The 13,237-nt window shown below is 62.4% G+C and carries 15 protein-coding genes; 10 read left to right on the top strand and 5 right to left on the bottom strand.

The window, feature by feature from the left end; all coding sequences use genetic code 11:
* Positions 1 to 14: 14 nt before the first annotated feature.
* Together I0K07_RS06445 and I0K07_RS06440 are read right to left on the bottom strand one after the other, a co-directional pair.
* The gene (locus I0K07_RS06445) at positions 15 to 986 is read right to left on the bottom strand and encodes a M20/M25/M40 family metallo-hydrolase (RefSeq protein ID WP_203292021.1); all 972 of its coding nucleotides are present in this window, start codon (positions 984 to 986) and stop codon (positions 15 to 17) included.
* An 83-nt stretch (positions 987 to 1,069) separates the two neighbouring features.
* Positions 1,070 to 1,576, bottom strand: coding sequence for a YHS domain-containing (seleno)protein (locus tag I0K07_RS06440; RefSeq protein WP_203292020.1), 507 nt, complete (start codon positions 1,574 to 1,576; stop codon positions 1,070 to 1,072).
* Positions 1,577 to 1,698: 122 nt separating this feature from the next.
* Here I0K07_RS06440 and I0K07_RS06435 point away from each other — a divergent pair, with 122 nt between their 5' ends.
* From I0K07_RS06435 to I0K07_RS06410, 6 genes are all read left to right on the top strand, one after another.
* A complete protein-coding gene (locus I0K07_RS06435; protein ID WP_203292019.1) occupies positions 1,699 to 1,935 on the top strand; it encodes a BolA family protein in 237 nt (78 codons plus the stop codon).
* A gap of 1 nt (position 1,936) precedes the next feature.
* Positions 1,937 to 2,752 carry an aldo/keto reductase gene (locus I0K07_RS06430; RefSeq protein WP_203292018.1) on the top strand — a complete coding sequence of 272 codons (816 nt, stop codon included), beginning with the start codon at positions 1,937 to 1,939 and terminating at the stop codon, positions 2,750 to 2,752.
* A gap of 55 nt (positions 2,753 to 2,807) precedes the next feature.
* Positions 2,808 to 3,134, top strand: a complete 327-nt coding sequence (gene grxD, locus I0K07_RS06425) for a Grx4 family monothiol glutaredoxin (protein ID WP_203292017.1) — start codon at positions 2,808 to 2,810, stop codon at positions 3,132 to 3,134.
* Between the two features lie 188 nt (positions 3,135 to 3,322).
* Positions 3,323 to 4,690, top strand: coding sequence for an alpha,alpha-trehalose-phosphate synthase (UDP-forming) (locus I0K07_RS06420; RefSeq protein WP_203292016.1), 1,368 nt, complete (start codon positions 3,323 to 3,325; stop codon positions 4,688 to 4,690).
* 24 nt (positions 4,691 to 4,714) lie between these two features.
* Positions 4,715 to 5,458, top strand: coding sequence for a trehalose-phosphatase (otsB, locus tag I0K07_RS06415; protein ID WP_238934621.1), 744 nt, complete (start codon positions 4,715 to 4,717; stop codon positions 5,456 to 5,458).
* The gene (locus tag I0K07_RS06410) at positions 5,455 to 7,224 is read left to right on the top strand and encodes a glycoside hydrolase family 15 protein (protein WP_203292014.1); all 1,770 of its coding nucleotides are present in this window, start codon (positions 5,455 to 5,457) and stop codon (positions 7,222 to 7,224) included. Before otsB ends, I0K07_RS06410 begins: the two co-directional genes overlap by 4 nt.
* A gap of 3 nt (positions 7,225 to 7,227) precedes the next feature.
* Here I0K07_RS06410 and I0K07_RS06405 read toward each other — a convergent pair whose 3' ends face one another.
* Positions 7,228 to 7,749 (bottom strand): hypothetical protein, encoded by a 522-nt coding sequence (locus I0K07_RS06405; protein ID WP_238934619.1) that lies wholly within the window; start codon positions 7,747 to 7,749, stop codon positions 7,228 to 7,230.
* Between the two features lie 273 nt (positions 7,750 to 8,022).
* Here I0K07_RS06405 and I0K07_RS06400 point away from each other — a divergent pair, with 273 nt between their 5' ends.
* Positions 8,023 to 8,487: a hypothetical protein gene (locus tag I0K07_RS06400; protein WP_203292012.1), complete on the top strand. Its 465-nt coding sequence runs from the start codon at positions 8,023 to 8,025 to the stop codon at positions 8,485 to 8,487.
* A gap of 38 nt (positions 8,488 to 8,525) precedes the next feature.
* On the opposite strand, the gene rpsD is transcribed toward I0K07_RS06400, so the two are convergent.
* The gene (gene rpsD, locus I0K07_RS06395; RefSeq protein WP_203292011.1) at positions 8,526 to 9,143 is read right to left on the bottom strand and encodes a 30S ribosomal protein S4; all 618 of its coding nucleotides are present in this window, start codon (positions 9,141 to 9,143) and stop codon (positions 8,526 to 8,528) included.
* A 231-nt stretch (positions 9,144 to 9,374) separates the two neighbouring features.
* Here rpsD and I0K07_RS06390 point away from each other — a divergent pair, with 231 nt between their 5' ends.
* Positions 9,375 to 10,487: a serine hydrolase domain-containing protein gene (locus I0K07_RS06390; RefSeq protein ID WP_203292010.1), complete on the top strand. Its 1,113-nt coding sequence runs from the start codon at positions 9,375 to 9,377 to the stop codon at positions 10,485 to 10,487.
* Positions 10,488 to 10,593: 106 nt separating this feature from the next.
* Positions 10,594 to 10,878 carry a DUF2218 domain-containing protein gene (locus I0K07_RS06385; RefSeq protein WP_203292009.1) on the top strand — a complete coding sequence of 95 codons (285 nt, stop codon included), beginning with the start codon at positions 10,594 to 10,596 and terminating at the stop codon, positions 10,876 to 10,878.
* Here the strand turns inward: I0K07_RS06385 and I0K07_RS06380 are convergent.
* Positions 10,875 to 11,615 (bottom strand): RNA methyltransferase, encoded by a 741-nt coding sequence (locus I0K07_RS06380; protein WP_203292008.1) that lies wholly within the window; start codon positions 11,613 to 11,615, stop codon positions 10,875 to 10,877. The two genes, I0K07_RS06385 and I0K07_RS06380, sit on opposite strands and share 4 nt — an antisense overlap.
* A gap of 272 nt (positions 11,616 to 11,887) precedes the next feature.
* On the opposite strand from I0K07_RS06380, the gene I0K07_RS06375 reads away from it, so the two are divergent.
* Positions 11,888 to 13,111 (top strand): NADP-dependent isocitrate dehydrogenase, encoded by a 1,224-nt coding sequence (locus tag I0K07_RS06375; RefSeq protein ID WP_203292007.1) that lies wholly within the window; start codon positions 11,888 to 11,890, stop codon positions 13,109 to 13,111.
* Positions 13,112 to 13,237: the final 126 nt, after the last annotated feature.

Here is a 13,237-nt window from a genome sequence, read left to right as displayed (position 1 = left end):
CGCTTATGGCTGGCCTACTTCTCGACGCGGGGTGCCTGACGCGGTTCAGCCTCCGCAATCACCGGCAGGCGGACATCCGCCGTGCGGGCGAAATCCACCGAAGCCCGGACGGCGTCGACAAAGAAGTCGAGCGTCATGTTCTCATAGGTGTCCGTCGGCTGATGGTAGTGGGGATGGAAATCCACGCCGAGATAGATGAAGGGAATGCCGACCGCGTGGAAGGCACCACTGTCGGTGAGATTGGTCCAGTCCCCGCCCGGCACATCGGTCGGCTCGTCATACCCCATCGGCATGGAGACGAGGGCGCGCGCCGCGACATCTTCCACGATCGGGGTCAGGGCCGGATAGTGATAGGTCCCGACCGCCCAGAGAATGCGCTCCTCGGACATGGCGAGCATGTCGAGATTGAGGTTGAAGGCCATATTCTCCAGCGGGATGGGCGGGTTGGCAACGAAGGCGCGTGCGCCCTGCAGGCCTTTTTCCTCAGCATCAACAATGGCGATGATGACATCATGGTCCGGCGTGGTGTGGGTGAAGGCCTCGGCAATGGCCAGTGCACCGGCGACACCGGAGGCATTGTCGTCTGCGCCATTCCAGGTCTGACCGCCGCGCATGCCCTCATGGTCATAGTGCGCCGTCACCACCATGGTGTGCTCGCCGCCATGGGTGCCGGGAATATGCGCCAGGATGTTCACGCCGGTCATCTCGGCCCCACCACTGCGGCGGGGCGTGAAAGTGAAGCTGTGCTCATAGCTGTCGCCGACCGGCTGGATGCCCAGTTCCTGCAGGCGCTCGATGATGTAGGCGCGGGCACGGGCATTGCCGTCCGTGCCGGTTTCCCGGCCTTCCATGTCGTCAGCCGCCAGGATGCGCAGGTCTTCCAGCACCTGGGCCTCGTCCACACCCGGATCGGGCCGGGGCATGGTGGCACAGGCGGTGGCGCCCAATGAGGTGGCCAGAACAAGAGACAGAAGAATGGAACGCATGGTCACCCCCAAGTGAAAATCAGCGGGGAGAGTGCCATGTTGCGCCGGACGACCCAATGAAATTTCCGTCACTTATCCCACGATCAGAACCATCCGCCGCGCGGACGGGCCGCCGGTTCGCTTTCCAGCTCGGGCCAGAGGGCTTCCGACTGCTCAAGATAGCCCGGAATATCCTCTTCCCAGCGTCGCTGGATACGCGGCGAGAAATTCATGTAGAGCACACCATCGACCACACGATAGGCCAGCGGGTCGGAGCGCACCTTGCGGCCATCTGCCAGCGCCCAGGCGCAATGCCCGTCATAGGCCGGCACATAGCGTTGGGGGTGGGCCAGGAAGAGATCGCGATTGGCCTCGCTGGCGAAATACCAGGTGACACCATTATAGTCGGCGGAAATGCCGGGATCGCCCGTCAGCGGCGCGGCATCCGTGTGATAGGTGACCACATCATAGCCACCGACCGGACGCCCCTCTCCATCCACGAACTGCTCCCCGGCCATCGCGACGGAGGAGAAGAAGAAGACGGCAACGGCCAGATTGATCAGGCCAAGGCTGCAGCGCAGGACGAGTTTGGCAGTGAAGACGGTGTTCATGGGCTTTTCCCGGCGGGTTGGGGTGATTAGCTTGGGCGGATATGACCCCGCCCCTGCCTGGGGTTCAAGACAAGGCTCGAACACGTCGGCTCACGGCTTGTTGAGATGAAGAGGAAACCGCCATGCCCATGCCCGCAGAAGACATCGTCGCCCTGATCAAGGCCGGAATTCCCGATGCGGATGTGGAGATGACCGATCTGGCCGGTGACAATGATCACTGGAAAGCCGTGGTGACCTCGCCCAGCTTCAAAGGCTTGCTGCGCGTGAAACAGCACCAGATGGTCTATGCCGCTCTCGGCGACAAGATGGGCGGCGAACTGCACGCACTCGCCCTGGAAACCCGCACGCCGGACGCGTGACATGATCGATGACGCCGCCTTTTCCCGCCTCGGCTTCGGCGTCACCGGACCTCATGCCGGACTGGGCCTGTCCCGCTCGGCGACACAATCCCTGATCCGTCAAGCGGTCGATCTGGGCGTCACCCTGTTCGATACCGGACCGGCCTATGGCAATGGCGAGGCGGAAAAGCGCCTGGGGCAAGCGCTGCGCTCTGTGCCCCGCCATCAGGTCTTCATCACGACCAAGGCCGGCGTCCATGCCGGGCGCAAACGCGATTTCTCGCCCGGCGCGGTGGAAATGTCCTTCAAGGACTCGCTGGACCGCCTGGGCAGTGGACATATCGATCTTCTGCTTCTGCACGGACCGTCTCCGGATGAATTGGATGCCCGTCTGATCCGGCGGCTGGAAGCTTTCAAGGAACGCGGCATGCTGCGCCATATCGGCGTGTGCGGCCGCGGGCCGGAGTTGGACACGGCCATCGATCTGGGTGCGTTCGACGCGATCATGGCCCCGGTCAATGCCGGGCTGGACACGGCGTCCCGTGATCGCCTTCAGCGCGCCCGGCAGGCCGGGATGAGCGTGATCGGAATCGAGGTGATGGCCGGTGCGGCCCCGAAATCCGCCCTGCCCGCTTCCCGCGGGGATCTGTGGTATGCGGCGCGGCGCGTGAAACAGGTCCTGACCGGGCACGCACCTGCCGGATCCGGACAGGACGCGTCCGAGGCGCTGGACTGGGCGCTGAAGAGCGAGCTCGCCGATGCGCTGGTCTTCCTGACCACGCGCCAGCGCAATCTGGAAGCCAATGCCCGGGCCGCCGGACTTGCAGAGCGCACTTGAAGAGACACGCCCGGCGTCCTAGCTAGGCAATCAGGATCCAATCAGGAGAAACGCCATGTCGGCCCAGGACACGATCAAGAGCACCATCGACACCAATGATGTGGTGCTGTTCATGAAGGGCACGCCGGTCTTTCCGCAATGCGGGTTTTCCTCGGTGGTGGCGCGGGTCCTGGATCATCTCCAGGTCGACTTCGAGAGCGTGAACGTGCTCGAGGATGACGAGATCCGTCAGGGCATCAAGGAATTCTCCAACTGGCCCACCATCCCGCAGCTCTACATCAAGGGCGAGTTTGTGGGTGGCTGCGATATCGTCAAGGAAATGTTCGAGACCGGTGAGCTGCAGGCCTATCTCAAAGACAAGGGCCTGATCGCCGCTGCCTGATCCAGGCAGGTCCCGCGACATCGTCAAGTCAGACCGGACAAATCACGCCGTGCGGACTGTGATTGCCCATATCGGGGCAATCCAGCCCTGACGGCTGGCGACCGGCCCCATGCCTCTCGCGGACACATGCCGTCCGCTTGCCTCCCCCGGCCGGTCACGGAAGACTGGTGGATATCAAGGGAGAGACAATGGGCCGGCTTATCGCGATTTCCAACCGGACGGCCGCAGACCCGAAGGCGCGCGCCGGCGGGCTGGCAGTTGCAGTGTGGGAATCGCTCAAGGAAACAGGTGGCAGCTGGTTTGGCTGGAGCGGAACCCTGGTGGACGAACCGCCGCGGGGTGCCAATGTGTTCCGCGATGAGGGCGTGGAATTCGTTCTCACCGACCTCACCCATGAAGAACACGAGAAATACTATCTCAATTACGCCAACCGCGTGATCTGGCCGGTCTTCCACTACCGGCTCGACCTGGCCGCCTTCAACAGCGAAGCCTTCAAGGTCTATTCCGACGTCAATCAGCGCATCGCCGGTATCGTCGCAGACCGGCTGCAGCCCGGCGATACGGTCTGGGTGCATGACTATCACTTCCTGCTGATGGGCAATGCGCTGCGCCATGCCGGCTGGGAAGGACCGACGGGTTTCTTCCTGCACATCCCATTCCCGCCGCCGGAAATGTTCCGGGCCATTCCCGAGCATCACTGGCTGGCGCGGGCGATGTGCGCCTATGACGTGATCGGCTTCCAGTCCTCCCACGACCGCGCCAATTTCGTGCGCTATCTGGTCGAGCAATTCGATGGCGAGGAGCTGGGCGATGATCTGATCCGGGTATTCGGCACCACAACGCGGGTGGCGGCCTATCCGATCGGCATTGATCCCAACGGTTTCCGCGATGCCGCCAGCACCCCCCAAGCCGACCGCGCCGCAGAGCGGATCAGCCGTTTCCTGGGCGAGCGCCATCTGGTGATCGGTGTCGACCGGATGGACTATTCCAAGGGTCTGCCCCAGCGCTTCGAGGCCGTCGGACAATTATTCGATGCCCACCCGGAAATGGACGGCAAGGTCTCGGTCACCCAGATCGCGCCCCCTTCGCGCTCCAAGGTGGAAGAATACCAGGAATTGCGGATCGAGCTGGACCGGCTGGCCGGCCGGATCAATGGCGATCATGGCGATCTGGACTGGATCCCGCTGCGCTATCTGGCGCGCTCCTATTCGCGCGAGGAACTGGCCGGCCTGTTCCGGATCGCCCGGGTCGGCCTGGTCACACCGCTGCGGGACGGGATGAATCTCGTCGCCAAGGAATTCATCATGGCGCAGCCGGAGGAGGATCCCGGCGTGCTCGTCCTGTCCGAATTTGCCGGGGCTGCCGAGCAATTGCGCGATGCGCTGATCGTGAACCCGCATGACAAGTTCAAGGTTGCCGAGGCCATCTACCAGGCCCTGACCATGCCGCTGGAAGAACGTCAGACCCGCTGGCGCAAATTGCGCGATGTGGTCGAGAGCCAGGATATCAGCTGGTGGCGCAACCGTTTCCTGAAAGACCTCAAACCCGCCGAATGACCGATGATGATGCTGGAACCGGATATGACGAGACACGCGCAGAACGGGTTTGACCGGCCCTTTCCGCTGGATCTGGGCGGGCATGCCCTCTTCCTGGATTTCGACGGCACGCTGGCGGGTATCCAGTCCAATCCGGACACGGTTTTCCTGTCGCCGGAACGGATCGCCCTGCTGCAATCCCTGTCCAGCCGGATGAATGCCGCTCTCGCCGTTGTCAGCGGCCGCGATGTCCGCGATCTGGACCGGCGCATCCCGGGCGACATCTGGCGCGTGGGCGGGCATGGCTCGGATATTTGCGCGCCCGGTCAACGCCCCCGCGCCTATTCACCGACCGCGCCCGACACCCTGCACCGCGCCCTGTTCAAACTGGCCGGTGAGCACAAGGGCACGCGTCTGGAAGTGAAGGGACCGGTCCTGGCGCTGCACTATCGCGAAGCACCGGAGGCCGGCAAAGCCCTGTGCAAGCGCCTGACCCAGATCCTGGCCGACCAGCCAGGCTATTCCCTGCAAGCAGGCAAGATGGTGTTCGAGGCCAAGCCGGACGCGGCCAGCAAGGCCCGGGCAATTGCCCGGCTGATGCAGATGCCGCCCTTCCGCGGCCGCCAGCCCGTCATGGTGGGCGATGATGTCACCGATGAGGACGGAATGCGCGAAGCCATTGATCGCGGCGGCCGCGCCGTGAAGGTCGGCTCCGGTCACACGGTGGCCGGCAACCGGCTGGCGGATCCGCAACAGGTGTGGACCTGGCTGGAGGATGCGCTGGCATGAGTTCTCTGGAACTGGGCATTATCGGCAATGGCACGGTTGCGGGCCTGATCGGCGAGCTGGGGGAAATGACCTGGCTGTGCCTGCCACGGCTGGACGGCGAGCCCGTGTTCAACACGCTGGTGGACGGTGCGGGAGAATTCTCCGTCGAACTGATCGGCCAGTGCCGGGCCCGCCAGCGCTATGTGCGCAATACGGCGGTTCTTGAGACAGAGCTGGAGGCCGAGGACGGATCGGCCATCCGCATCACGGATTTCGCACCGCGCTTCATGGACAAGGGACGCATGTTCCGCCCGGCTTCCGTCGTGCGCCGTATCACGCCGGTCCGCGGCATGCCGCGCATCCGGATCACGCTGCAGGCCAGCTGTGACAAGGGCGCGTGTGAAATGCCGGCCCAGCGCGGTGTGACCCATGTCAGCTTCCTGGATGAAAAGGCCGGTTTCCGCATCACCACGGACGCCCCGCTCTCCTATGTCATGGACCATCGGGAATTTGTCCTGGACCACACGATCGCCTTTCTGCTGGGACCGGATGAAAGCCTGTCCGATGCCGTCGGGGCGATGGCGCTGGACTGGCAGGAACGCACCTGTGACCACTGGGCCGACTGGACACGACGGCTGGCAACACCGCCGGAATGGCAGGAAGCGGTGATCCGCGCCGCCATCACGCTGAAACTCTGCGTCTATGAAGAGACCGGCGGGATTGTTGCGGCCCTGACGACCAGTATTCCGGAACATGCCGATAGTGAGCGCAATTGGGACTACCGCTTTTGCTGGCTGCGCGATGCCTATTTCACGGTCACCGCGCTCAACCGACTGTCGGCCGTCGGGACGCTGGAAACCTATATGGCCTTCCTGCGCAATACGGTGGCGCTGACCAAGGGCGGGCATATCCAGCCGGTCTATGGGATCGCCCTGGAGGATGACCTCACCGAGACCATTGCCGACGCCCTGCCCGGCTATCGCGGCATGGGACCTGTGCGCTTCGGCAACCAGGCCGCCGAACACATCCAGCATGATGTCTATGGCCATGTCATCCTGGGGGCCTCCCAAGCCTTTTTCGATGAACGCCTGCAAACCAAGGCCGGCCAGCGCGAGTTCGAGCATTTCGAGGTGGTGGGGGAACGCGCCTTTGCGGTCTACAACACGCCCGATGCCGGCATTTGGGAATATCGCGGACGGGCCAGCGTCCACACCTCATCCGCCATCATGTGCTGGGCAGCCTGTGACCGGCTGGCCAAGATCGCGACGCGGCTGGGCCTGGGGGAGCGGGCCGACTACTGGATGCTGCGCGCCAATGAAATCCGCGAGACCGTGCTGCGCGACGCCTGGAGCGAAGAGCGCCAGGCTTTCACTGGTGCCTTTGGCGGCGAGGCGCTGGATGCCTCTGTCCTGCTGATGGCGGAGATCGGCTTCATCTCACCGAATGATCCGCGTTTCGTGGCGACCGTGGACCGGATCGATGAGGAGTTGCGCGACGGCTATCATGTCTATCGCTACCGGGTGGCGGATGATTTCGGCAAGCCGAAGACAGCTTTCACGGCCTGCACCTTCTGGCATATCGACGCGCTGGCGCGGATCGGACGGCTGGACGAAGCACGGGCCATGTTCGAGGACGTGCTGGCCCACCGTACCCAGCTGGGCCTGCTCTCCGAAGACATCGATACGGCGACCGGAGAGCTGTGGGGCAATTTCCCGCAGACCTATTCCATGGTCGGCATCATCAATGCCGCCAATCGCCTGTCCATGCACTGGGAAGCGATGGTCTGACGCCTAGCGGCGGGCCGCCATGATGGTGCGGTTCTCATACCAGTCCCAGGGCCGGTCATCGACCGGGTTGAGAAGCACGACCTGACCGCCCATCGGAACGCCGAGTTCCTCGAAACCGAAGCCCAGCTGCACGCCCCAGGGCACATCCTCATCACACAGATCGGCATGTTCGCGTTCGAGACTGACCGTGAAGACGTCCTCATGATACTGCTCGACATGGACCATGAAATCCGAGCGCAGGGTGCAGCCTTGCGTGTCGGCATGGATGATCAGGATGTCATCCTCGATCACGCGCCAGTAGATGACGGATTCAAGATCCGGATCCACGACCGGGGCCTGGCGATTGGTGCCAGGCACACGCAGGTCGGAGATCCGGATCGTTGGAAGAGCCGGCATGTCCGGCATGGGCGGCAAAGCCGCCAGCATTCCGGACCGCGCCCCCTCACGCGCTGCCACATCTTCCGTTGTTGAACAGGCAGACACCAAAAGTGCCGCACAGGCGAAAGCACCCCAAACAGCTTTCACACTCGCCCCCTAGAACAGCCCCATACAAGCGCCTGACCGGCCCACTTCAGCCCCGGGTCCGATCAGGGTCCGGGCATGAAATCGGGCCCTTAACCCTTGATCAACCAAGGACTCGTGAGACGCGAGTTGCAGTGCGGCATCTGCTCGTGCGCGAAGCAGGTTTGCTGAGACTTCTGGCAGGCTTGCAAAAATCGGATTCACCGGGACACTGCCAGAACGCGCATCAGAAAGGGATTAAAACGGTGGAGTTGCCGCAATGAGCCCCCGCTTGAAATGAGCAAGGGCTACAAGATATTCGCCGCGTTCAGTCTGGTGGCGGTCATCGCCTTGTTGATGCTGACCATTGCGCTGACCCACTCTGTGACGCGCCCGGACTATACGAGCCACCCAATGGGATTGGCCGTCCTTTGGCCGATCATCTGGATCTTGTGGACCGTTCTGAGCACCAATGTCGCCACTCCCGCTCTTGCGCTTGCGATCGGATCGTGGGCGAAACCATCAGGGCGCTTCGCAGGGGCTGTGCTTGCCGGCATAGGCGGAGCCGCGACAGCGATCTGGACATCTTACCTTGTGCGCATCAACTCCGAGGCGATCAGCACGTTGCTCGAAAGCCGTCCCAACTTGGTCGGATTGGTTGTGCTCATTCCCGCAGTACTGGGCGCGACATACTCGCTGGCCCTGATCGTCCTAGCCTTCACTGGTCACCGCTTCTTCAAGCAAAAAGCCCGCCCCGGCTGACCGGAGCGGGCTTTTCGAAATCGAATGTCCTCGAGAAATTACGAGGAGTAGAATTCGACCACGAGGTTCGGTTCCATCTGCACCGGGTACGGCACTTCAGAGAATTCCGGGATGCGCACGAAGGTGGCCTTCATGGCTTTCGGGTCGAGGTCGATATAGTCCGGGATATCGCGTTCCGGGCTTTCCAGGGCTTCCAGCACCAGAGCCATCGAGCGCGAACGGTCGCGGACTTCGATCACGTCGCCCGGCTTCACGCGGTAGGACGGGATGTTGACCTTCGTGCCGTTCACCTTGACGTGGCCGTGGTTCACGAACTGACGGGCCGCGAACACGGTCGGGACGAATTTGGCGCGGTAGACGATGGCGTCCAGGCGGCACTCGAGCAGACCGATCAGGTTCTCGGTCGTGTTGCCCTTGCGGCGGGAAGCTTCGTCATAGATGCGGCGGAACTGCTTCTCGGTGATGTTGCCGTAATAGCCCTTCAGCTTCTGCTTAGCCATCAGCTGCAGGCCGAAATCGGACATCTTGCCCTTGCGGCGCTGACCGTGCTGGCCCGGGCCGTAGGAGCGGGAGTTCACCGGGGACTTCGGACGGCCCCACAGGTTTTCACCCATGCGGCGGTCAATCTTGTACTTCTGAGAATGACGCTTCGACATTCTGGTCTCTCTATGTAGTCGATGCGGACCGGCAACCCCACGATTGAGATTGCGTTTGCAACGGCGGCGCTCGCATCACCCGTCATGTATTCCCCGGCCCAGGCGCACCTGTTCCGCGGAAAGCGGGGTTTCTACCGCCACAGCAGGGAAAGTCAATGCTTGTGACTGCAGGGATGCAGGCCCCGTATCATCCCGGTTGCCCGCGCGACCGGTGACGACTAGCAAGGCGGCATGCGTATCCTGATTGCCCTTCTCACAAGTCTGACCCTGGCCCCGGCCTGGGCACAGACGCCCTCGCCCGCCCTTCCCATTCTCCAGGAGGCGATCGATGAGGCCGTGGAAAGCGGCCAGACGCCGGGCCTTTCGGTCACGGCGCGACTGCCGGACGGTCAGCGATTACAGGTGTTTGCCGGCAATGCACGGGATCATGGCCCTGTCCCGATTGATGCACAGACCCGTTTCCTGTCGGGCAGTACGGGCAAGACGATTGCGGCCCTGCTGGCGGTGCAACTGGTCGAAGACGGCGTGCTTTCGCTGGACGAGGCCCTGGAAACCCGGTTGGCCGGTCAGGCCTGGTGGGACCGTCTGCGCAATCATGACGTCCTGACCTTGCGCATGCTGCTCAATCATTCCGCCGGCGTGCCGGACTATCTGGAAGATGTCGGCTTTTACCTGACCAAATCCGTGCGTGGTACGGCCTGGATGGAGCCGGAGGACCTTGTCGGCTTTGTTGCCGGGGGAACGCCGAACGGCATCCCGGGCGAGCACTATGCCTATTCCGATACGGACTACATCCTGGTCGGGCTGGTGATCGAAGCAGTCACCGGCGAAGCCTTCTACGAGCTCGCACGAACCCGTATCATTGAACCGCTGAACCTGATATCGACCGAGCCCTTGCGGGGCCGGGATTTCGAGGGGCTGGCGGATGGTCATGTGAACGGTTGGTTCGGCCTCAGCGCGACCGCACGAAATGGCCGGCTGAACCAGACCCTCAACCATGAGTGGACGGGCGGCGGCTGGGTCACCACGCCGGACGATCTGGTCACGCTCTACCATGCGCTGGGCGATGACGGTCTTTTCGCACAAGAGGGCCGGTTGATGCGCACGAACTTCAATGCCTTCCAGCCGGACGGTCCCTCCGGCTACGGGCTGGGCGTATTCGTGCGACGGACCGGTGAGGACAGCTACCGTATCGCCCATGGCGGGGATTTCGGTGGCTATCGCTCAGCGGTCCTGCATGACAGTGCCAGCGGCATCACGCTGGCGGTTCAGGCCAATTCCAAGGCCTTTGAAGCGCCGGATTTCAATTTTGAGCTTCTGGCACTGCTGAACGAGCCGGAATAGCCCGGTCGGGACTGGTGACAGACCGGCACAAGCAGATTTCCTGAGAATCGTTTGCAAAATGGCGAAAGACGGTCAAACTGCGTGTCGCACCACAAAGGACACATGCATGATCACCACCACCCTGCCCACTCCGAATGGCCGCCGCTATCTCCAACAATTGTGCAAACACTGGAGCCACAAGTTCGAGACGGAATTCACGCCGGAAGAGGGGCGGATCGATCTGCCGCTCGGCCCTGTCCGCCTGACGGCCAATGACACCGAGCTGACCGTTTCCCTGGATCCGGCGGAAGGAGCAGACATTTCCCGGTTCAAACAAGTGGTCCAGGACCATTTGGACCGGTTTGCCTTCCGGGAAACGCCCCTGCCTTATGACTGGCAGGAAGCGGCTTAATCCTCGCGAACGATGCGAGCCTTGCCGCGGCCCAGGGTGAGCGCCTTCACCGCACCGCGGAAGGTACGCACTTCCTGTTCGGTCCAGCGGCCGCGGATGAAGGCATTGCGCAAATTCTGCGTCATCAGCGGGGTCTTGGAGGGCGGGTGGAAGAAACCGGCGCGGTCGAGTTCGTATTCGAAATGCTCGAACATGCGTTCCAGGTCTTCGCGCTTGGCGATATCGGAAACCGGCTCGAATTCCGGCGGTGCGGCTTCCTCGGCTTTCCATTCATAGGCAATCACGGAGACAGCCTGGGCCAGGTTGAGCGAGGAAAAGCTGCGATCAACCGGCAGGGTGATGATGGCATCGGCCAGGGTGACGGCTTCATTGGGAAGGCCGGACTTCTCGCCCCCGAACATGACGGCGACGCGTTCCCCGGACGCGATCGCGGCGCGCATTTCGGCAACGGCCTGGCGGGCGGTCAGCACAGGTTTCTCCATGCCGCGCGGCCGGGCCGTGGTCGCGTAGATCCGGTTCACATCATGCAGGGCGTCAGAGAGACGGTATTCCACGCGGGCATTGTCCAGCACGGGGGAGCCGGCAGCCATGGTGATGGCCTTGTCATTGGGCCAGCCATCGCGCGGATCGACGACGATGAGTTCGGGAAGGCCGAAATTCCCCATCACCCGGCAGGCCGCCCCGATATTCTCGCCCAGCTGGGGCGTGTGGAGGATGAAGGCGGGCGTGTCTGTCATGATCGGTCCTGCTGGGGTCTCAATGCGATAGGCCTGATTTGTTCGTCCAGGCCCGCCCTGTCCATGACCGGCTGCAGTGTCACCGGTTTCCGGCTTCGGTGGGTCCCGGCAGTAAACACGCGACAGAGGCCCGACAAAACCCGTTGCGAAGCTTTTTCAGGACGGGCCTTCCTTGCTGCAGCAACGGATGCTAGAGAGCGCCCAAATTTCCACGCGCGACGCGCGCGTACCCGCATGTCCGAACGATAATCCGAACAGAAAGCAGAACACCCATGGCGAAGATCAAAGTCGATACCCCGGTCGTCGAGCTCGACGGCGATGAGATGACCCGCATCATCTGGCAGATGATCAAGGACAAGCTGATCCTGCCCTATCTCGACATTGATCTGGAATATTACGATCTCTCCGTCACCAAGCGTGACGAGACGGACGACCAGATCACGATCGATGCCGCCAACGCCATCAAGAAGTACGGCGTCGGCGTGAAGTGCGCCACCATCACCCCGGACGAAGCCCGCGTGGAAGAGTTCGGCCTGAAGAAGATGTGGCGTTCCCCGAACGGCACGATCCGCAACATCCTGGGCGGCGTCGTCTTCCGTGAGCCGATCGTGATCTCCAACATTCCGCGCCTGGTACCGGGCTGGCAGCAGCCGATGGTGATCGGCCGTCACGCCTTTGGTGACCAGTATCGCGCCACCGATTTCCTGGTCCCGGGCAAGGGCACGCTGACCATGACCTACACGCCGGAAGATGGCGGCGAGCCGGTCGAGTATGAAGTGTTCAAATTCCCGAGCGCTGGCGTGGCCATGGGCATGTACAATCTGGATGATTCCATCCGCGATTTCGCCCGCGCCTCCTTCAATTACGGCCTGCAGCGCGGCTGGCCGGTCTATCTGTCGACCAAGAACACGATCCTGAAAGCCTATGATGGCCGCTTCAAGGACCTGTTCCAGGAAGTCTTCGACACCGAATTCAAGGACGCCTTCCAGTCCAAGGGCATCTCCTATGAGCACCGCCTGATCGACGACATGGTCGCTGCGGCCATGAAATGGTCCGGCGGCTTTGTGTGGGCCTGCAAGAACTATGATGGCGACGTGCAGTCCGACACCGTGGCCCAGGGCTTCGGTTCGCTCGGCCTGATGACCTCCGTGCTGATGTCCCCGGACGGCAAGACGGTGGAAGCGGAAGCGGCCCACGGCACCGTGACCCGTCACTACCGCCAGCATCAGCGTGGCGAGCAGACCTCCACCAACTCCATCGCCTCCATCTTCGCCTGGACGCAGGGCCTGACCCATCGCGGCCGTATGGATGGCAATGAAGACCTGCAGAAGTTTGCCAAGACGCTGGAGAACACGATCATCGAGACGGTGGAAGCCGGCTTCATGACCAAGGACCTGGCACTTCTGGTCGGCGACGAGCAGGGCTGGCTGTCCACGGAAGGCTTCCTCGACAAGGTCGACGAGAACTTCCAGAAGGCGATGGCCAATTGGAGCTAGTCCGACAACGGACCAGTTCAGATGTGACAAGGGGCGGGCCGAAAGGTCCGCCCTTTTTCTTTGCGCTGCAGCACATTGTTTTGCCAAGAGACCATTGTCACCCGCCAGCCGGACCGGTAATTTCAC

Source organism: Maricaulis parjimensis (assembly GCF_016817355.1).
Lineage (GTDB): Bacteria > Pseudomonadota > Alphaproteobacteria > Caulobacterales > Maricaulaceae > Maricaulis > Maricaulis parjimensis.
The sequence above is the reverse complement of the archived record's forward strand: the minus strand, read 5'-3'. Positions and strand labels throughout refer to the sequence as shown.